The 20,384-nt window shown below is 64.4% G+C and carries 15 protein-coding genes and 2 pseudogenes; 11 read left to right on the top strand and 6 right to left on the bottom strand.

Annotation, left to right across the window (positions count from 1 at the left end; genetic code table 11):
* Positions 1-311, top strand: a 311-nt coding sequence (locus ACS5Q1_RS22220; protein WP_473100218.1) for a transposase, incomplete at its 5' end; no start/stop codon positions are given.
* A gap of 378 nt (positions 312-689) precedes the next feature.
* On the opposite strand, the gene paoC is transcribed toward ACS5Q1_RS22220, so the two are convergent.
* The 4 genes from paoC to ACS5Q1_RS22200 form a co-directional block, all read right to left on the bottom strand.
* On the bottom strand, positions 690-2,909 hold the full coding sequence (gene paoC / locus ACS5Q1_RS22215; protein ID WP_473100217.1) for an aldehyde oxidoreductase molybdenum-binding subunit PaoC: 2,220 nt from the start codon (positions 2,907-2,909) through the stop codon (positions 690-692).
* A 3-nt stretch (positions 2,910-2,912) separates the two neighbouring features.
* Positions 2,913-3,863 carry an FAD binding domain-containing protein gene (locus ACS5Q1_RS22210; RefSeq protein ID WP_473100216.1) on the bottom strand — a complete coding sequence of 317 codons (951 nt, stop codon included), beginning with the start codon at positions 3,861-3,863 and terminating at the stop codon, positions 2,913-2,915.
* Positions 3,860-4,453 carry an aldehyde dehydrogenase iron-sulfur subunit PaoA gene (paoA, locus tag ACS5Q1_RS22205; protein WP_473100220.1) on the bottom strand — a complete coding sequence of 198 codons (594 nt, stop codon included), beginning with the start codon at positions 4,451-4,453 and terminating at the stop codon, positions 3,860-3,862. The genes ACS5Q1_RS22210 and paoA overlap by 4 nt, the downstream gene beginning before the upstream one ends.
* Before the next feature lie 599 nt (positions 4,454-5,052).
* On the bottom strand, positions 5,053-5,631 hold the full coding sequence (locus ACS5Q1_RS22200) for a TetR/AcrR family transcriptional regulator (protein WP_473100215.1): 579 nt from the start codon (positions 5,629-5,631) through the stop codon (positions 5,053-5,055).
* 255 nt (positions 5,632-5,886) lie between these two features.
* On the opposite strand from ACS5Q1_RS22200, the gene ACS5Q1_RS22195 reads away from it, so the two are divergent.
* The 10 genes and pseudogenes from ACS5Q1_RS22195 to ACS5Q1_RS22150 all read left to right on the top strand — a co-directional run bounded on the left by ACS5Q1_RS22195 (position 5,887) and on the right by ACS5Q1_RS22150 (position 18,176).
* A complete protein-coding gene (locus tag ACS5Q1_RS22195) occupies positions 5,887-6,363 on the top strand; it encodes a (2Fe-2S)-binding protein (protein WP_473100214.1) in 477 nt (158 codons plus the stop codon).
* On the top strand, positions 6,360-7,343 hold the full coding sequence (locus tag ACS5Q1_RS22190; RefSeq protein WP_473100213.1) for an FAD binding domain-containing protein: 984 nt from the start codon (positions 6,360-6,362) through the stop codon (positions 7,341-7,343). The genes ACS5Q1_RS22195 and ACS5Q1_RS22190 overlap by 4 nt, the downstream gene beginning before the upstream one ends.
* Entirely contained in the window at positions 7,340-9,640 is a 2,301-nt protein-coding gene (locus ACS5Q1_RS22185; protein ID WP_473100212.1) for a xanthine dehydrogenase family protein molybdopterin-binding subunit, read from the top strand. Before ACS5Q1_RS22190 ends, ACS5Q1_RS22185 begins: the two co-directional genes overlap by 4 nt.
* A 38-nt stretch (positions 9,641-9,678) precedes the next feature.
* Positions 9,679-10,755, top strand: coding sequence for an XdhC family protein (locus ACS5Q1_RS22180; RefSeq protein ID WP_473100211.1), 1,077 nt, complete (start codon positions 9,679-9,681; stop codon positions 10,753-10,755).
* Between the two features lie 155 nt (positions 10,756-10,910).
* Positions 10,911-13,496: pseudogene (locus ACS5Q1_RS22175) on the top strand (Tn3 family transposase); the annotation flags it as partial.
* A gap of 65 nt (positions 13,497-13,561) precedes the next feature.
* Positions 13,562-14,110 (top strand): site-specific integrase, encoded by a 549-nt coding sequence (locus ACS5Q1_RS22170; RefSeq protein ID WP_473100210.1) that lies wholly within the window; start codon positions 13,562-13,564, stop codon positions 14,108-14,110.
* Entirely contained in the window at positions 14,046-14,630 is a 585-nt protein-coding gene (locus ACS5Q1_RS22165; protein ID WP_473100209.1) for a tyrosine-type recombinase/integrase, read from the top strand. The genes ACS5Q1_RS22170 and ACS5Q1_RS22165 overlap by 65 nt, the downstream gene beginning before the upstream one ends.
* Positions 14,627-16,849, top strand: a complete 2,223-nt coding sequence (locus tag ACS5Q1_RS22160; RefSeq protein ID WP_473100208.1) for a tyrosine-type recombinase/integrase — start codon at positions 14,627-14,629, stop codon at positions 16,847-16,849. The genes ACS5Q1_RS22165 and ACS5Q1_RS22160 overlap by 4 nt, the downstream gene beginning before the upstream one ends.
* A gap of 197 nt (positions 16,850-17,046) precedes the next feature.
* A pseudogene (locus tag ACS5Q1_RS22155) lies at positions 17,047-17,439 on the top strand (Tn3 family transposase); the annotation flags it as partial.
* A 560-nt stretch (positions 17,440-17,999) separates the two neighbouring features.
* Complete coding sequence (locus tag ACS5Q1_RS22150) at positions 18,000-18,176, top strand: hypothetical protein (protein ID WP_473100207.1); 177 nt, start codon at positions 18,000-18,002, stop codon at positions 18,174-18,176.
* 316 nt (positions 18,177-18,492) lie between these two features.
* Here the strand turns inward: ACS5Q1_RS22150 and ACS5Q1_RS22145 are convergent, their stop codons facing one another.
* The gene (locus tag ACS5Q1_RS22145; RefSeq protein WP_473100206.1) at positions 18,493-19,773 is read right to left on the bottom strand and encodes a TRAP transporter large permease; all 1,281 of its coding nucleotides are present in this window, start codon (positions 19,771-19,773) and stop codon (positions 18,493-18,495) included.
* On the bottom strand, positions 19,770-20,375 hold the full coding sequence (locus ACS5Q1_RS22140; protein ID WP_473100205.1) for a TRAP transporter small permease: 606 nt from the start codon (positions 20,373-20,375) through the stop codon (positions 19,770-19,772). Before ACS5Q1_RS22140 ends, ACS5Q1_RS22145 begins: the two co-directional genes overlap by 4 nt.
* Positions 20,376-20,384: the final 9 nt, after the last annotated feature.

Genomic DNA, 20,384 nt, shown 5'->3' with positions numbered 1-20,384 from the left:
TGATGTGGGCAGACACCGCTTATCGAGGTTTGCGGGACTGGCTTCAGAAAGCCCTGGGCTGGAGATTATCCATCCCGCAGCATTGGTGGAGCGGCGGAACCTGGATGCGGATTGACGCAGAGCCACCGACGCGCCCGAGCGGCTTTCAGGTGCTCGCACGCAGGTGGGTGGTGGAGCGAACCATCGGTTGGCTCACCACCAATCGTCGCCTCGCCAAGGACTATGAGCGCTTCGTCGAAACCGGCGAGATGCTGCTCTATCTCGCGATGAGCCGCATCCTGCGGCGCCTTACGCGAAAAGGCGAAAGATAATTGCTCACCAGCCTCTAAGGCATCGTCCAGTTGGCGGCTCAAGGAGCCGTCTCTCTCGGGCCAAGGAGCGCATGAGGTTTTGCGTTGGGGTGAACGGCCCCTTACGGCATCGCTGGACCAGAATGAGGTCGTGGGAGGCTCAACCACAGGAGACCGTCCGTGGACCAGATTATCCGTATCGGCAGGGATACGTCAAAACGCCTCTTCCAGCTCCACGGGGTGAATGCCGCCGAGGAGTTGGTCCAGTGCAAGAAGACGTAAAGGCCACGGCGAGTGCCCTGATGATACCCGCCCCGACCAGTTTCGTAGGATCAGCGACAGCTCTGTCTGCTAGGGCGCGCAGCCCACTAAATTGGCAGCCAGGGCGCGAGGCGCGTCTCAGACGGCCTCGGGCAAGCGGTCGATGAGCTTGTCGAGCGTGAGCGGATAGTCGCGGACGCGGATGCCGGTGGCATTGTAGACCGCGTTCGCGACCGCCGCTCCGACGCCGCAGATGCCGAGCTCGGCGACACCCTTGGCCTTCATGGGCGAGGACATCGGATCGACCTCGTCGAGAAAGACGACTTCCTGGTGCGGGATGTCGGCATGGACCGGCACCTCATAGCCCGCAAGGTCGTGGTTGACGAAGAAACCTCGCCGCTTGTCCACGGCCAGTTCCTCCATCAAAGCCGCCCCGACGCCCATGGTCATCGCACCGATCACCTGGCTCCTCGCGGATTTTGGATTGAGGATGCGCCCTGCCGCGCACACCGCGAGCATCCGCCGGACCCGAACCTCGCCGGTCGCTGCGTCGACCCCGACCTCGACGAAGTGTGCCGCGAAGGTCGATTGCTGGTGCGTTTTGGCGAGATCGCCGTACTCGATGAAGTCTTCCGCGACAAGCTCGCCCGCGCTCGCAGCCTCGGCCAGCGGCACGCGGCGGTCACCCGATCGCACATCGCCGTCCGAGAACACGGCGTCGGAGGCGTTGAAGCCGAGCTGCTGCACGACGGCCTCGCGCAGCTTGACGCAGGCGGCGTAGACACCGGCGGTCGAGTTGTTCGCCCCCCACTGTCCGCCGGAGCCGGCGGAAGCTGGGAAGGCCGAGTCGCCGAGCCGGACGGCCACCTTGTCCAACGCGACGCCCATCATTTCGGCCGCGGTCTGGGCGATGATGGTGTAGGAGCCCGTTCCGATATCGGTCATGTCGGTTTCAACCGTGACCCCTCCCTGGCGGTCGAGCCGGACCCGCGCCGCGGACTTTGTCAGGAGGTTGTTGCGGAAGCCCGCCGCCACGCCCGCTCCGACGAGCCAGCGTCCGTCTCGCACCTGGGCGGGCCGGGGATTGCGCTTGCCCCAGCCGAAGCGCTCGGCGCCAAGCCGAAGACACCCGACGAGATCGCGATGGGAGAAGCGGCGGTCGGACTTCTCTGGATCGACCTGGGTGTCGTTCAGGATCCGAAAGTCGACTGGATCCAGGCCGAGCTTCTCCGCCATCTCGTCCATGGCGACCTCAAGCGCCATCATACCGGGCGCCTCGCCCGGTGCGCGCATCGCGTTGCCTTCTGGAAGGTCAAGTGGGGCGAGCCGCATCGCCATCAGGCGGTTTGCGCCCGCGTAGAGGAGCCTCGTTTGGGATACCGCCGTCTCGGGCTTGCCCTCAGCCAGATTGCCGGAAGTGCTCTCGTGCGCGATGGCCGTGATCGTGCCGTCACGATTCGCGCCGATGCGGATGCGCTGGATCGTGGCAGGCCGGTGGGTGGTATTGTTGGCGACGAGCGGGCGCGTGAGTGCCAGCTTGACGGGCCTCCGCGCCGCTTTGGCACCGAGCGCTGCCAGCACGGCATCGGCCCGAATGAACAGCTTTGCTCCGAAGCCACCGCCGATATAGGGCGAGTCGAGCCGAACGTTCTCTGCCGGAATGCCGAGGATTTTGGCAATGCTGCCTTTGCCCCAGGCGATCATCTGGTTCGACGTCCAGAGAGTCAGCCGATCGCCATCCCATGCCGCGATTGTGGCGTGCGGTTCCATCATGGCGTGGCTCTCGTCGGGCGTCGTGTAAGTCTCGTCGAGCTTCACCGCCGCCGCCCCGAACGCACCCTCGAAGTTGCCGACCCGGGCTTCAGGAGGTCCGCTGCTGCCCTCGCCGCTATCGTCGCCAACGAGAGGGGCGTTCGGCGCCTCAGCGGCAAGGTCGAACTTACCCGCCTCGGGCTGGTAGTCGACGCGGATCAGGTAGGCCGCGGCCCGGGCCTGCTCGAAGGTCTCCGCGACCACCACGGCGATCGCTTGGTGGTAATGCTGAATGACCGCTCCGCCGAACAGGTAGGCGGCATTCATCATGCCGCGCTCCAATCGAGGCATGTCGAGCGTCGTGACGATCACCAGAACGCCTGGCGCCATCTTGGCCTCCTCCAGGTGCATGGCAGCGATGCGGCCTTTGGCGATCGCGGAGCCCAGCACAAAGCCATAAGCCTGGCCTGGCACAACCTCGTGCCGCTCGTAGGCATAGGGCGCCGTGCCGGTCGTCTTGTATCGTCCATCGATCCGGTCGGTGGGTCGGCCAATAACCTTGAGCTGGTCAATCGGATTGGTGGTAGCGGGAGTGTCGAACCGCATGTCTCAGCTCCTCGCTTCGGAGATCACCGCGCCGAGCGTGCGCTCGACCAGCGGTACCTTGAATGCGTTGTCATGGGTCGGCTTGGCACCGGCGAGCAGCTGTTCAGTGACCGCCTTGGGCCCGCGCAGCAGATCAGATTCGGCCGCTTCGACCCGCCAAGGCTTATGCGCCACGCCGCCCACAGCCACGCGTCCTGTGCCGTCCCGCTGAATCACGGCCGCCACCGCGACGAGAGCAAAGGCGTAAGATGCGCGGTCGCGCACCTTGCGGTAGATCTGCCGGCCGCCGATGGGCGGTGGCAAGGTCGCGGCGGTAATGAGCTCACCCGGCTCCAGCGTCGTCTCCACATGGGGAGTGTCGCCAGGTAGGCGGTGAAACTCAGCAATCGGGATCGTCCGGGTCGAGCCGTCGGGCCGCACGGTCTCGACCGTCGCGTCGAGCACGCGCATGGCGACTGCCATGTCGCTCGGGTTGGTAGCAATGCAGGCATCGCTCACCCCGATGATGCCGAGCTGTCGGCTGAACCCGTCTATGGCCGAGCAGCCGCTGCCGGGCTGCCGTTTGTTGCAAGGCTGAGCGGTGTCGTAAAAGTAGGGACAGCGGGTGCGCTGGAGAAGGTTCCCCGCCGTCGTTGCCCGGTTGCGCAACTGGCCGGACGCGCCAGCCAGCAGCGCTCGTGACAGGGCACCGTAGTCGCGTCGAACGCGCCCGTCGGCGGCAAGGTCGGTGTTACGCACGAGCGCGCCGATGCGAAGCCCGCCTTCCGGGGTCAGCTCGATGGTGTCGAGCTTCAGCCCGTTCACGTCAACGAGATGCGTGGGGGTCTCGATCTGCAGCTTCATCAGGTCGAGCAAATTCGTGCCGCCTGCGATGAACTTCGCGCCAGGCATCCGGGCGACGGCGGCGGCTGCCTCAACGGGCGCGTTGGCGCGCTCATAGGTGAAAGCTCTCATCCCTGCCTCTCCGCGACCTCGGTCATTGCCTCGACGATGTTGGAATAAGCGCCACACCGGCAGATGTTGCCACTCATCCGCTCGCGGATCTCGGCCTCGCTGAGCTGCACCGGGGCCGTGAGGTCGGTTGTGACGTGGCTCGGGATCCCGGCCTTGATTTCGTCCAGCACCGCCACAGCCGAGCAGATCTGTCCGGGCGTGCAGTAGCCGCACTGATAGCCGTCGTGCTTGATGAACGCCGCCTGCATTGGATGCAGGTTATCTGGCGTGCCGAGCCCCTCGATCGACGTGACCGCGCTGCCCTGGTGCATCACGGCGAGAGTCAGGCAGGAATTGATCCGCCGCCCGTCGACCACGACCGTGCAAGCTCCACATTGGCCGTGATCGCACCCCTTCTTGGTGCCCGTGAGATGCAAGTGCTCTCGCAGAGCGTCGAGGAGCGTTGTGCGGGTGTCGAGCTCGAGCGTGCGAACCTGCCCATTCACGTTGAACGCAACCTGTGTCATCACGGGCGTCCCAACCGGGGCGGGTTGCGCCCTCACCGAAAGCGGCGCCGCCGCGAGCGCCGCACAGGCCCCAGCTCCGACCATCACCTCGCGCCGGTTCACATTCTGCTCGCCAAGATCCGACATATTGGCCTCCTCCCCCTGTTGACTGCGAGGGCTGGTTCCGCTCCGCCACAGCCCGAACTTGACCTCGCTCGCCAGAGTCGCGGCCGGCATTGGTCTTCAGGCGACAACAGCCTCTCGCCTATAGTGGTTCCAACCGAGTTGAGGGATTAAGGGGCCTCCATGACATAGCCCTATACTCAACATTCATGAAGGCAACGTAGGGGCATCGCAAGATCCGTACCTGCTTGTACGGTAAAACGTACGTAGCAAGAACGTGTCCATCCAAGCTGATTGCTATCACTTCTCAAATCGTTTTAGGCTTGGTGAAAGGGCGTTGCGAAGCGTACACGGGTGGTACGTAGTGATGAGAAAGACACCACCTCTGAATGTATCGTCAGGAAGACTTACCCTGCTAATCAGGCGCATCGCGTTAGCGCAGAAACAGCAATGTGTTAGCAGATGATCGTGAGCTTTCATCTGCCGGAACAGAAAGCATCGGATCTCTCTCGGCAAGAGGGTTGCCAATCCGTTCTCCCGTAGCACTCAATCAGGCATAGATCTTGCGCTGGCCCCACAATTTATTGCGATGTCCGCGAAGCTCCATAGCGGAGCCCATCCATGATGAGGCTCACGAGCCTCCCGGAGCGATCCTGCCAATCCGATCCGCCCGACGCAGAGTAAATGCTTGAGAGCGCATGCAGGACGTCAGCGCTGTTCGCATCCGGCCGGATCGTACCCGCCTGGGCTGCACTTTCCATCAGTGATTTGAATGCCAAGGGGATAGCTCCGGACGTCTGCGCAAAGAGCGGCGAATTCGACTCAAGGAGAAGCCGCAGGCTGTCGCGCATGCCACGCTTGGTCGCCATGTACCCAACGAAGCGTTGCATCCATTCAGCCAGGGCCTCATCGGGTTCGTTGGTGCGCGCCAACTCGTCCGCCGCGGCAACCAGCCCCTCCACTTCGCGGCGGTAGACCGCCTCGATCAGGACCTCGCGGGTGGGGAAATGGCGATAGAGAGTTCCTGGCCCGACACCAGCCTCGCGGGCAATTGCCTCCAGCGAGGCATCGACGCCGGAATTTGCAAAGGCTTTGGCCGCAACCTCGATCAGTCGGTCGCGGTTGCGACGCGCATCCGCCCGCAACGGTTTGGCGGCCACCGGAGCCTGCTCGTGAGAATTCCTGTCTGACCGTACCAAACCCGCCCGTTCCCAACTCTCTACAAATTTCTCAGGACCGGCCTTGATCCCCTATCCGCAGCCACTATCTCGATCTAACCGGAGGGGCCTCCGTTTATGGAGAACTCCCAGCGATCTTATTGCACTCAAATGCCCGCCTGTCATCGGCAGGCAAGGGCACAGGACAGTCAACCCTGAAGCACAGGAGGGGCAGGCGTCCCCAAAGGGAGATAGCTCATGGCGAGTGTGAGACCAGTGAAACTGGATATCAACGGGGAGGCGAGGACCCTGACCCTGGAGCCCCGCGTAACCTTGCTCGATGCCCTGCGGGAGCACCTTCACCTGACCGGCACCAAGAAGGGCTGCGATCAAGGCCAATGCGGGGCGTGCACGGTGCATGTAAACGGGCAGCGGGTTCTCGCCTGCCTGACGCTCGCGGTTCAGACCGAGGGCTGCGCGATCACAACGATCGAGGGGCTGGCGGGTCCGGATGGAACACCACACCCCGTCCAGCAGGCCTTCATGCAAGAGGACGCCTTTCAATGCGGCTACTGCACGCCAGGGCAGATCATGTCGGCGGTTGCGTGCATTCGTGAGGGGCATGTCGGCTCTGACGACGAGATCCGCGAGTTCATGGCGGGCAATCTCTGCCGCTGCGGAGCCTATCCCAATATCGTATCGGCCGTGCGCAAGGCGGCGGAGGCAGCGGCATGATGAACTTCGATTATTCCCGGGCAACCAGCCTTGAGGAGGCCGCAACGCTTGCCCGGCACCCCGACGCGATGCTGCTGGCCGGCGGCACGACACTTCTCGACCTTGCCAAATGCGATGTTGTGCGCCCGGAAACAGTGATCGATCTGACACGGCTTCCCGGCCTGAACACGATCACCGTTGACGAGAGCGGAGCGACGATCGGAGCACTCGCCACCATGAGCCGCGTGGCTGATGATCTGGCCATTCGGCAGCACTTTCCTGCCATCGCGGAGTCGTTGCTCCTGGCCGCGTCGGCGCAACTCCGCAATATGGCGACCATTGGCGGCAATCTGCTTCAGCGCACCCGCTGCCCGTACTTTCGCGATCCGGCCGGCTTTCGGGCCTGCAACAAGCGTGATCCAGGCACCGGCTGCTCAGCCATCGGTGGGATCACCCGCGATCATGCGGTTCTCGGTACCAGCGACCATTGCATTGCACTCTACCCTGGCGATCTTGCCGTTGCGCTTATGGCCTTGGGAGCGACCATCCAGACCAATACCCGCACCATCCCGATCGAGGAGTTCTTTCTGACGCCCGGCGCAACGCCCGAGCGCGAGACCATTCTGGAACGCGGCGAAATCATCACGTCCGTTGCGGTCCCGGCAACACCGCTTGCCGCGAACTCCACCTATCTGAAAATCCGTGACCGCCAATCCTATGAGTTCGCGGCAGCGAGCGCCGCTGTTGGGCTGGAACTCGACTCAGACGGCGTGACGATCCAAGACATCCGCATCGCGCTCGGCGGCGTTGCCACGAAGCCGTGGCGCGCCAAGATTGTCGAAGATGCGCTGCGTGGTCGCCGCCTGGATGAAGGGACGGTCCGCGAGGCGAGCATCGCTGCAGTCGATGGCGCGAGCTCCTCTGGCGGGAACGGCTACAAGATCGATCTTGCGCCCCGCGTCGTCGCTCGGGCGATCCTCAAGGCTGGAGGCATCCAATGACCCTCATCGAACCCCGGGTGAAACATGGCGATGCCTCTGATGGGTCTCCGTCCAGCGGCCCGCTTGGCCGGGCGATCGTCCGCACAGACGGGCCGCTGAAGGTTCAAGGCGCTGCAACCTACGCACTGGAGCATCGGCTGGAGGGCCTCCTCCATTGCGTGATTGTCCAGTCGACGGTTGGGGCCGGGCGGATTGTGGCGATTGACCGAAGTGCCGCGGAGGCGAGTCCCGGCGTGCACCTCGTGCTCGATGCGAGCAACAGCCTGAGGCTTCAGCCGCAGGCAGACTTCTTTGGCAACAAGCCGCCCGGCGACGATTACACCCCATTTGCAACCGATGTCCGGCACAACGGCGAGATGGTTGCGGCCGTTGTCGCGGACACCCTGGAGCAGGCGCAGACAGCGGCGCAACTCGTGCGCGTCGAAGTCGCGCCCGGGCCAGTAATTGCAACACGGGATGACCCGCGGGCCGGTCACGGCAACCCGGTTCCTCTCGACAAGGATTGGGGTGACCCGGATGGCGCGCTTGCCGAAGCGCCCGTGGTGATCGAAGCGACATACGAGACGCCTCGGGAATATAATGTCCCAATCGAGCCGCACGGTTTGATTGCCCATTGGGAGGCCCATGACCGTCTCACCATCTATGAACCGAGCCAGTGGATCGACGGGATGGCCAACCACTATGCGATGTGGTTCGGTCTGCCGTTCGCGAATGTGCGCATTGTCTCGCCCTTCGTCGGCGGCGGGTTCGGCTCCAAGGGTCAAGCACTGCCGCACTCGGCCGCGGCCGCCATCGCGGCCCGGATGCTGCGCCGGCCGGTGAAGCTCGCCGTATCACGGCCGCAGACCTTTACGGCCTATGGCGGGCGGCCGGCCACGCGACAGATGCTGAAGCTCGGCGCCACAAAGGACGGTCAGCTTCTCGCGATCGATCATGACGGGTCGAACGAAACAGCCGCGAACGCAACATTCGTTGAAACACTCGGCGTCGTCACGTCCATGATGTACGCTGTTCCGAATTTCCGCTCGCGCCAGCGTGTCGTGCCGGTGAACACCGTGACACCGGGTGCCTTTCGCGCACCAGGCAAGAACCCGAGCGCCTTCGCGCTTGAATGCGCGATGGATGAGCTGGCCATCGAGCTCGGGATTGATCCGGTAGAGTTGCGTCTGCGCAATGAGCCGGATGTTGATCCCGAAACCGGCAAGCCATGGTCGTCGCGGCGGCTCAGGGAGGCCTACGCCGTGGGAGCGGAAGCGTTCGGCTGGGCGCAGCGCAATCCCGTGCCGCGGTCGATGCGGGAGGGCCGCCAGCTGATCGGCTGGGGCATGGCCTGCGGGACTCATCCGGTCTATTCGAGCCCTGGTGAGGCGATGGTGAGAATCCTCGCCGATGGCTCGGTCGAGGTGCTGTCGAGTGCCATCGACATGGGTACGGGCACGTACACGATCCTCACGCAGACGGCCGCCGATGCGCTTGGCGTGCCTGTTGAACAGGTGACGACAAAGCTCGGGGACTCGCGCCTGCCCCGCGCACCGGTCGCCGGCGGATCTCAGCTTGCCAATCTGATGACCGCAGCCGTTCACACGACCGCACTTGCCGCGCGCGAGGAGCTGATTGCACTCGGTCTCACCGATCCCAACTCGCCTCTGCGCGATCGGGCCAACACCCTGATCATCGAAGGCGGGAGGATTGCGCCGCCGAGCGGCGATGGGATCAGCATTGCCGAATTAATGGCGGCGACGGGGCGAGACGTCCTTGAGGTGACCCGCGACACGTTGCCGAGGAAGGAGCGGTCGAGCGCCGATCGGCTGAAGTTCTTCACCACCTTGGGCGGAATGGAGAGAGGGACGAGCATCCCAAAGTCCCGGCACTCGTTCTGCGCCCACTTCGTCGAGGTGAGGGTGGACGAGGATTTCGGCACAATCCGTGTGTCGCGCCTCGTCTCCGCGCTCGATGCCGGGCGGCTTTACAATCCGAAGCTTGCTGACAGCCAGTTCAAAGGCGGCATCGTGATGGGGATTGGCATGGCACTCCTGGAGGAAGGCATCACCGACCCGCGCAATGGACGCATCTTGAGCGCAAACCTTGCAGATTACCGGATCGCGACGAATGCCGATATCCCGCACATCGAGATCATCTCGGTCGGAATTCCCGACTATGATGCGACACCGCTGGGTGGCAAGGCAGTGGGTGAGCTCGCGATTGTCGGTGTCGCGCCGGCGATCGCAAATGCCGTGTTCCACGCGACCGGCAAGCGCATCCGGCGTCTTCCGATCACTCTGGAAAGCCTGATGTGAGGTGATCTTTCGTCAGGCTCGATCGATAGGATCGGACAATGGTTGAATGCGCACCTGCCTCTCGAGATCTTGGCCTGGCGGATAGTGCACCGGCAGAGCCCGCGTTTGCTGGCGCCGCAACTCCGCTCGAGATCCTGCGGTTCATGGCGGAGGCAGAGTGGCGCGGTCAGCGCGCCGCCTTGGTCACGATCACGGGTCTCACAGGCTCTTCATCTCGACCCGTCGGGACGCTCATGGGTGTGGCCGAGGACGGTCGCTTCGCCGGTTCCTTCTCAGGCGGCTGCATCGAGGCCGCGGTTGTGGCTGAGGCCATGGAGGCAATCCGGGACGGACGGCCGCGGCAAGTCCGCTACGGTGCCGGCTCCCCCTATATCGATATCAGGCTCCCATGCGGCGGAGGTGTGGGCCTGCTGTTTCAACCCATGCCCGATCCGGACGTCATCCGGCAAGCACTCTCACGTTTGGAGGCAAGGCAACCGCTCGCCTTGGCTCAAGGCGCATCGGGCAGCCTGCACGTCCTGGCGGATAGCGCCCAGCCCCTGACCGGCTGGCGAGGGGAGACGTTCATCTCTTGGTACGCGCCATCCCTCAGGCTTGTTGTCGTCGGTCATGGTGCCGAGAGCCTGGCACTGGTCCAACTCGGTGTGGCTTCCGGGACCCAGATGACGCTTCTTACCCCGGATGAGCGTTTGATCGCGTCTGGCGTGCGACTTGGCGCTTGCACCGAGCTTCTTTCGACCGCGGGTCCATCGCCAGCCCTCGTGGCAGATCCCTGGAGCGCGGTCGTGTTCCTGTTCCACGATCATGCCTGGGAACCTTCGCTTCTCGAACAGGTGCTCACACAGCCCTGGTTCTTCATCGGCGCGATGGGCAGCCGTCGCACCCACACAAATAGACTGGAGCAGTTGCGCGAGCGTGGGGTAGCGGAAGAGGCTCTGACCCGTATTACGGCCCCGCTCGGCCTGATTCCATCCGCGCGCGATCCCATGACGCTGGCGCTTTCAGCACTTGCCCAGGTGGTTGATCGTTATCGTCTGGTTGCGCCCATGGAAGGAGGGGTTGCGTGGGAATCTCTACAGGATTGTACGCTAAGAGGTATGGGGAGGCGCTCCTGAGCAGGTAAGCGCCTCGAACCGGTCCGTGATTGACGGAAGAAGGCGTTTCGATTCCAGCGGAAGGATTGGCCGGGGTCTACTCCCACCGTCAACGCTTCGTCGACAAAGGCTGGGTAGGCTTGAGGGATGCCCGAACATCAGCCGAGGTGTTCCCCATGGCCGTGTCGCCCTCCATCCTCTCGCCCCAGCTTCGCGCCAAGCTCTTCAATCCGCCGGCCGATCATGATGAGGCTCAGCGTCGATACGCTCTCGCAGCGGAGGATCTTGCCCTCTGCAAGCGACATCGGCGTCAGCACAACCGCCTTGGCTTCGCCGTGCAACTTGCTCTGATCCGCGACCTTGGGCGTCCTTTGCGGCTCGCAGAACACGTGCCGGCCGCCATCGTGGAGATCGTCGGCGAGCAGATTGGGATCACGCCTGCCATCTTCGATCTCTACGCCCGGCGTGACGAGACCCGTCGGGAGCATGTCGGTGAGATCGTTGCCTCTCTCGGCCTGCGCACCATCCGCCAAGCCGATTACCGGGCCGCCATCACGGCCGGTGCCGTGGCTGCCGTCGCAACAGATATGGGCGAGCCCATCGTGCGGGCCATTATCGATGACCTGAAGCTCCGCCGCGTCATCGTCCCAGCCGCCCCTCTGGTCGAACGCTTTGCCCTGGCTGGCCGGGCCCTCGCGCGACGCCAAGCCCACCGCGACCTCATCCGCGGTCTCGATGCCGACACCTGCCAGCACCTCGAGGCATTGTTGACCGCCAGGGTCGAGGGTGATGGCCGTACTCTTCACGGCTGGATCGCAGAGGTGCCGGAAGGCCCAAAGCTGAAGAACCTGGTGGGCGTCGTGGATCGGTTGCGGATCTTGCGTCCGATTGATTTATCGGACGAGCGACGGAAGGCGATCCATGCCAACCGCTATGGCATGATGGCCCGTGAGGCGAAGATCACGCACGCAAGGCAGCTTCTGCGCTTCTCGACTGAGCGCCGGCTGTCCACCCTCGCGGCCTTTGTCATCGAGCGTCAGGCGGCACTCATAGATCTTGCAATCGAGATGTTTGACCGGATGCTGGGTTCGGCCCGCCGCCGAGCCGAGACGTCGCGGAAAGCACGCCTCGTCGAGCAGGCCGAGGCCCTGGCCGCCGTGGCCCGCACCCATCTGGTGCTGGGCCGTGTCCTCGTGGCGGCGATCGAGAGCGGAGAGAACCTGTCGCAGGCCGTCGAGGGGGCGCTCGGCTGGGACCGGCTTGCCACCAGCCTTGAGGCCGCAGCCATCGCCCTCGGCCCTGACGAGGGCGATGGCCTCGACGAGCTGATCGGGCGCCGCGCCTCCCTGCGTAGAGTCGCGAGAGTGATCTTCGATGCGTTTGTCTTTCGCTCGGTCAAGCCGCAAGATCCGATCTTGGCGGCCATTGAGATGCTGAGGGCGATCTACCACCGCGAGCGGGTCAGGCTGCCAGACCATGTTCCGACGGCGTTCCTGAAGCGGAGTTGGCGTCGGCACGTGAGGGCTGGGAGCGCCGGCTTCGATGCCCATGCCTATGAGGTCGCGGTGCTGGTGCATCTGCGCGATCGGCTGCGCTCCGGCGACATTTGGGTCGAGGGTAGCCGCGCCTACCGCACCTTCGAGGACTACCTTCTGCCCCAGCCGATCTTCGCGCTCATGCGGGGCGAGAACCGACTCGGTCTTGCGGTTCCCGATGATTTCCACATCTGGCGTGCCGAGCGCGCCGCGACCCTGGATCGGAAGCTGCGGGCGCTTGCGACCGCGGCGAAGCAGGATCTGCTCCCCGAGGCGAGCATCACGGCGGACGGACTGACCGTCTCACCGATCCGTCGCGACGAGCGGGATCAGGCACGGGTGCTCAGCGCCCGGCTGTACAATCTCATGCCGCGGGTGCGCATCACCGATCTGCTGGCCGAGGTGAATGGCTGGACCCGGTTTGCGGATCGTTTTATCCATTTCCGAACCGGCGAGGCCGCCGCTATGGACGAGCCTGCTCTCATGGGCGCGGTCCTGGCCGATGCAACAAACCTCGGCCTCGACCGCATGGCCGAAAGCTCACGTGGCGTGACGATCCACCAGCTCAATCTGATGATCGAGCGCTACATCCGGCCGGAGACCTACGCGGCCGCCGTGGCCGCCATTGTGAATGCCCAGCATGCCGAACCGCTCTCGACAATCTGGGGCTCGGGCACGACGGCCTCGTCGGATGGACAGTTCTTCCCGGCCGGCGGCCGGGGCGAGGCCACAGCCGACTACAATGCCCGCCATGGCTCCGAGCCAGGAGCGGTGTTCTACGACTTCCTGTCCGATCGCTTCGCCTCGTTCTACTCGAAGGTGATCCCCGCAGCGGCCAGTGAGGCGCCCCATGTGCTCGACGGCCTCCTGCACCATGAGAGCACGCTCGAGATCCACGAGCACGCCACCGACACGGCTGGCGCGGTGGAGAGCGTATTCGCGCTGTTCCACCTGTTTGGCTACCGCTTTGCTCCCCGCATTCGCGACCTCGGTGGCCGCAAGCTGTTCATCATTGACAAGCAGGCCGATTATGGGCCGCTCACACCATTGATCGGCGGTGCAGCCGACCTGCGGCTGGTCGAGGAGAACTGGGACGAGGTGTTGCGGTTGGCGGCGTCACTCCGAGCCGGGATAGTGCCACCTTCGGTAATGTTGAAGAAGATTGGAGCCTTTCCGCGCCAGAATGCGCTCAACAAGGCCCTGCGGGAGGTCGGCCGCCTCGAGCGCACCCTGTTCATGTATGTTACTTGGAATCCGGCTGAGCTGGTCGGGCCGCGAGTCTGGGGGCGTCGATGCCGTCCAAGTCGATCGAGGAGCGATTTCCCGCGCTGGCCGCGTGCCCGCCAGCGCTGGCCTGGCTTCGTATGCGCGCCGACCTTGGGCTGGCGCCGCGCACAGTCGATGCCTACGGCCGCGGCCTCGCCGAGTATCTTGCCTTCTGCGCCGCGCAATCGGTCAGCGTTGTCGATGCCGGGCGGGACCATGTCGCGCGCTTTGTGCGCGAGCTGACCGATCGGCCGTCGCGCCGCCCTGAGCTTCGTGCTTCCGCGCCGTCGCCGCCCCGGCTCGCCAACGCCACGATCCAGCAACGGCTGACGGCGGTGCGGCTGTTCTACGATTACCTCGTCGAAGAGGGCTTGCGCGTCACGAGCCCAGTCGGCCGCGGCCGCTACACACCCGGCGCACGTCCAGGAACCGCCCGGCGCGGTCTCGTGCCCCGCTACGTAACCCTGCCGTGGATCCCTGCCGTGGATCCCCAACGAGGACGGCTGGGCGGTGATCCTGGCGATTGCTGCCGCCGAGCCGATCCGCAATCGTACGATGCTCGCCTTTGCCTATGACGCAGGTCTTAGACGCGAGGAGCTCTGCGCCCTGCGGACCGACGACATCGATCCTGCACGCCGCATGCTGCGCGTGCGCGCCGAGACCACGAAGTCGCGCCGCGAGCGGATCGTGCCCTATTCGGCGCCGGCCGGCGAACTCTTGCGCGCCTATCTCACGCACCGCGCCAAGTTCAGTTCCGCCCGCGGTCCCTTGTTCCTGTCGGAGTCGCGCCGCAATCCGGCAGAGCCGATCACCCCTTGGACCTGGTCGAAGGTGGTGCGGCGCATCGCACTCGCCGCCGGCGAGCCCAACTTCGGCACGCACACGCTGCGCCACCTCTGCCTCACTGACCTCGCTCGCGCCGGCTGGGAGGTCCACGCCATCGCCACCTTCGCCGGTCACCGCTCGACGGAGACGACGCTGCGCTACATCCACCTGTCGGGCCGCGACCTCGCCGCCAGGCTTGCCGCCGGCATGGCGCAGCTCCACGAGCGGCGCATTGCGCTCTTGACCACAGCGCCGATGGGCACGGCATGAGCGCGCGTCCGCCGCTCCTCGACGTCTCCGGCTTCGACCGCTCGCCCGCGCTGTCGGCGGCCGAGCGCGAGGCTCTCATGGCGCTCGGCTGGGACCTGCGCCGCGGCCGCTGCCACGATGCGGACAGACCCGAGTGGACCGTGGTCGCGCGCCTTGTGGCGCCGCTCGACGCTGCTCGGCTGGCGATGCGCGACCTGCCCGATCCGCGATTCCATGTCCGCTCGGCACTCGACGCGGTCGGCCTGGTGCTGCATCGCTGCGCAGATCGGGGGACGACGTTCTGGACGTGGTCAGACGACGAGTGGGTCGCGCTGATCGGCAAGAACCGTGGTGCATTCCAGGCTCCGTGGCCGGGCTGGCTCGACCCGTCCGTCCGGCCGTGCCTTGGCTCCTATGCCTACTTCCTATGCGGCTTCGACGCCTTCCACTGCCTCGGATCCTTCAACCGCCTCGCGCTCATCTGGCGCGTGTTCGGGCGCGAGGCGGCTAACGGGGCGGTAGCCGAGGTGATCGGCACGCTGACGCGGCAGGGCTATCGCTCCGATGCGCGCGACCTGCGCACGCGAACCGTCGTCTGCGAACTCCTGTTGCGCAACCGCAGCCCGAGGCTCGCAGACCTGACCGACGAGGCGCTCGCCCGCCTTCGGGCCGATGCCGGCTTTACGGTGTGGGCAGGTGGGGCCCTTCACGGCGTCCACCGCGCGCTTGCCGCGCTCGGTTATGCCTCGCCGCCCGGGTTGCCGACGCGCGGGTGGCGCATGACGGTCGAAGGCGCGCCGGCGGCGTGGATGGAGGCCGTCGACCGCTGGTACGGCACCTCGACGCTCACCCCGGCGGTGCGCCGCGAGTACCGCGCGATCCTGGCCAAGGTCGGGCGCTGGATGACACAGGAACAGCCCGGTGTTGCAGCGCCGGGCGACTGGACGCGGGCCACCTGCGCCGCCTACGTCGCGCGCGTCGACCGCATGTTGATCGGCGACTTCGCGCAGCGGCGCTCCAGCATCGAGGCGCGCTCGGGCCTGCCGCTCGCGCCGACGAGCAAGGCGTCTTACATCTCGGTGGTCCGCGGCTTCTTCCGTGAAGGCCACGAGCATGGCTGGTGCCCGCCGCGCTTCGATCCATCCATTGCGCTGGTGACGCCGCGCGCGGTCAAGGCGTTGATCTTCCCCAAACCACGCATCATCGCCGACGATGCTTGGGCAAAGCTCGTCTGGGCGGGGCTCAACCTGACAGCCGACGACCTTGCCGCGCGCGGCATCATCGCCTATCCGCTCGCACTCGTCCGCGCCCTCGCGCTCACCTGGTTGTTCATCGGCCAGCGCAGCGACGAGATCGTGCGCCTGCGCGTCGGCTGCATCCGCTGGCAGGCCGACAGCACCGATCCGAGTGCGCCGCCTGTGTGCCTGCTCGACGTGCCCGTCCACAAGACCGGCCCCGCCTTCAGCAAGCCCGTCGATCCACTTGTCGGCCGCGCAGTCGAGGCGTGGGAGGCGGCAAGGCCCGCGCAGGCACCCATCCCTGATCGCAAGACGGGTGAGCCGATCAACATTCTCTTCGCCATTCGCGGCCGTGCGGTCGCCAATACCTACATCAACAAGTCCATCATCCCGCTGCTCTGCGCCAAGGGCGGGGTGCCGGACAGAGATGTGCGCGGCCGCATCACCAGCCACCGGGCTCGCGCCACCATCGCCAGCCAACTCTACAACGCGAAGGAGCCGATGACCTTATTCGAACTCCAGGCCTGGCTCGGTCACACCTCGCCCGAGACGACAAGACACTACGCGGCGATCACACCCAACACGCTGACGAAAGCTTATGGGGACGCCGGCTATTTCGCGCGCAACGTGCGCACGATCGAGGTGCTGATCGATCGCGAAGCCGTGCTGAGCGGCGCGGCCGCGGCCGGCGCGCCCTGGCAACACTACGATCTTGGCCATGGCTGGTGCAGCTACAGCTTCTTCGAGCAATGCCCACACCGGATGGCCTGCGCCAAGTGCGACTTCTACATCCCCAAGCCGAGCGCAAAAGCGCAGCTTCTCGAAGCGCACGAGGGCATGGACCACCGCCTCGCGGTCATCCCGCTCACCGATGACGAGCGCGCGGCGGTCGAGGGCGACCGCGAGGCGGTGGTGGCGCTCGTCGCCAAGCTCGCCGACACCCCGACACCGGCAGGACCGACTCCGCGCGACATCGCGGCGAGACCACGGACGCTCGGATGACGACCGCCTTCTGGCTGGTGGCGTAGCTCACCGGAGCAGGTTCGCTCGCCCGCGCGCTCCTCATAAGCGCTGTAGCGGGCGGGCGAGCCTGCGGGGTACGTCGTTGCCCGACGCCAGGCTCCCGACTGGCCGTAATCGGCGTGATCACTATCGGCACCTGGCTCGGCTACCCAGCCTTGACGCGCATATTCCACATAATGATCGAGTGGTATTCCGATCCTGCACTTCGGCGCCGTTGCCAGGCGGGCCTCAACAAGGGTGAGGCAGCCCATAAGCTGAAACGGGCTGTGTTCTTCCATGAGCGTGGCGAGATCCGCGACCGCTCGTTTGAAAGCCAAGCCTTCCGGGCATCCGGTCTGAACCTGGTCGTGAGCGCCATTGTCCACTGGAACACGGTCTATCTTGGACGAGCTGTTGATCATCTTCGCCGACAGGGGCGCATCATTCCGCCTGAGGTGCTCAAGCACGTATCGCCTCTGAGCTGGGAGCATATCAATCTCACGGGCACCTATGCCTGGGGCGAGCAGCCTGTGCTCGTGGATGGCTTTCGTCCTCTGCGCCTGCCCAAGCCGCTGGCACGTGCCGCATAGCCGTCCGTACAATAACATGACCCAGCCCTGGACCAGGTTCCCTGTCCGTTCTACCTTAGCGCTCAATCAGGAACACATCTTGCGCTGCCCCCAATTCCAGTGCGCTCAACTTGGGGTAACGTCGTGCGTGGCAGTACTCGGAGGATGCACCTTGCCAGACGCCGGTCACAGTCTCCCGTTTCGTGTCTGACGTGGGTCCTTCCTCTCCCATAAGAGGCAGACTGAGGCGCAGCCCCCAACTAGATGTCGAAACCTTCAAACGGTAGGTCACCGAGGTGGCGGAGTGGGCGCAACTACGACACCGTCTTGGCCAAGGCAATGGCGCTGCCCTCTCATACAATGGTGACGATGCGGGGCTTATTGATCAGATCCACACCGATTGCCCGAGGTGCGTGCATCGAAAGCATATGATTAATTCTTTGCTGCTCCTGCCATGCAGTAGACGCAGCCGAACCATGCTGCTTTTCGTCTAGTGTTAAGGAGTAGCGCAAACCATCTTTCCAGTAAGAACGATAAGAGGAAGCGCCTGAGGTTACGTTATCAGTATGAAAGACGGATCTATGGCCACTATCAATACCCGCATCGACTACTTTCCTAAAGATCAGAAGCCTTCCCATGCGGACTCGCTGCTTGGGTGGTTTTGGCTTTCGGCCATCAAGGTGCTGAAGGCGGTTAACGCAGCCGATGAAACTCGTTACACGCTCCGCCGGCAACGCTACGCCTCTCTCCTCGGATAAGCTATGGACTCTGCCATGGCTCACAGCCTTATAGCTCGCCCTTTGATCCTCCAAAGACCTGGACATGCCAGCCTGCCGGCTGGCTGTCATCGGCTGCAACTCAGCCGCTTCAACACCCAAAGGAGCAGATCGCTGTAAAAGTCACAGTTGCACGCCGTTTGGCTTGCGTCTGGGGCTAACCTCCTCGATCAGCTCCCTCGCGGCTGCGCTTTGGGCGGTAACGGCATCCTCATGGCCGTGGGATTGTTCTCCACTTTCCTGAAGTAACTCCATAAATCTGCAGCGCCGTAGCCTGGGTGATCCCTGTGGTCTGGGACTAGCCCCCGATCAATTTGGCGGGCCACATGACGAGCTGTGGGAACAGCACCATCAGGAACAGCACGACGAGCTGTGCCAGCAGGAACGGCCAGACGCCCTTCATCAGGTCTTCCATACTGATCTTCGACACCCCGGCCACCACGTTGAGCACCGTGCCCACCGGGGGCGTGATCAATCCTATGGAGTTGTTCACGATGAACAGCACGCCGAAATACACTGGATCGATGCCGGCCGCCTTGATCACCGGCATCAGGATTGGCGTCAGGATCAGGATCGTGGGAGTCATATCCATGGCCGTGCCGACAATGACCACGAGCACCATGATGGCAATCAGCAGCAGCGTCTGGTTGCCCATGAACGGCTCGAGCAGGTCGACCACGGAGGTGGCGATCTCCGACACTGTGATCAGCCATGCCGAGACCAGGGCCGCGGCCACCAGCAGCATGACGACGGCGGTTGTCTGAGCCGATGTCACAAAGACTGCAAACAGCTCCGAGAGCTTGAGTTCGCGGTAGACGAACACCGCTACGATCAGCGAGTAGACAGCCGCCACCACCGCCGCTTCGGTCGGGGTAAAGACACCGAACTTCAGGCCGAAGATGATGATGAAGGGCAGGATCAGAGCCCAGACACCCTCGCGCAGGGCCTGCAGGATCTCACGGGCGGACTTCTTGGGCGGGCTGACGATTGTTTCCTTGCGCACCTCCCACCACCAGGCGAAGGCCAAGCCGAGACCGAGCAGAATCCCAGGCACCAGACCGGCCAGGAACAGCTTGGTGATCGATACCCCGCCGACGACACCGAAGATCACAAAGCCGATGCTGGGCGGGATCACCGGCCCGATCACGCCGGACGCGGCGATGAGCCCACCGGAGAGCGGCTTGCTGTGGCCGGCTTTGACCATCATGGGCACGAGCAGAGCCGAGAGGGCCGCGGCATCGGCCACGGCCGACCCGGACAGGGCTGAGAGAATGCAGGCGGCCAGAATGGCCACATACCCGAGGCCGCCCTTCACGTGGCCCACCAGCGCCAGGGCAACGTCCACGATGCGCTTGGACAGGCCGCCGGTGTTCATGATCTCACCGGCCAGCATGAAGAACGGCACCGCCAGGAGTGGAAAGCTGTCGGCGCCGTTGATGATGTTCTGCGCCACGATCTGGGCGTCGAACAGGTCCATGTAGTACATCAGGGCGATGCCGCTGATGAGCAGGGCGTAGGCGATCGGCATTCCGATCGCCATGGTGCCGAGAAGGGAGCCGACGAAGATCGCGATGGTCATGACTGCACCTTCCGGGGTGTAGGTGCGGGGGTGGCGAGCTCGCTCTCGCGGCGGTCGCGCTCGGCCAGTTCGTGCTGGAGCGCCTCAAGCTCTTCCTGCTCTTCCGATTCCTTGACCATGACAAGTTCCTCATCAGAAAGCTTGCCAGTGATGGTGCGGTAGAGATCAGCCAGCAGGATCAGGCCGGTTGAGACACCGAAGACGATGCCAACGCCATAGAACCAACCGGTCGAGAGGCCAGAGGCTGGCGCGGCCACATCCCAGTTGATCAGGGTCTGCTCCCAGCTGCCCTGGAGCAGCAGCCAGGTGGCGTAGAGCATGAGGAGCTGGGTGACGATCAGGCAGGCGCGTTTGCCTACGTTGGGCAGGCGTCTCACGAGCATGTCGACCCCGAGATGGCCGTGCTGGCGCAGGGCCACGATGGCGCCGAGGAAGGTCAGCCAGACGAAGAGCCAGCGCGAGACTTCCTCCGAGACGGTGATGCCTGAGTTGAAGGCGTAGCGCAGCACCACATTGCCGAAAACCAGAACGACCATGATCGCCAGGAAGAGGGCAATCAGGACCTTCAGCAGCTTGAAGTAGCCTTCCACGATCATGTGCATCGGCGTTTC

The sequence above is a fragment of the Microvirga sp. GN3 genome (assembly GCF_055792825.1).
The sequence above is the reverse complement of the archived record's forward strand: the minus strand, read 5'-3'. Positions and strand labels throughout refer to the sequence as shown.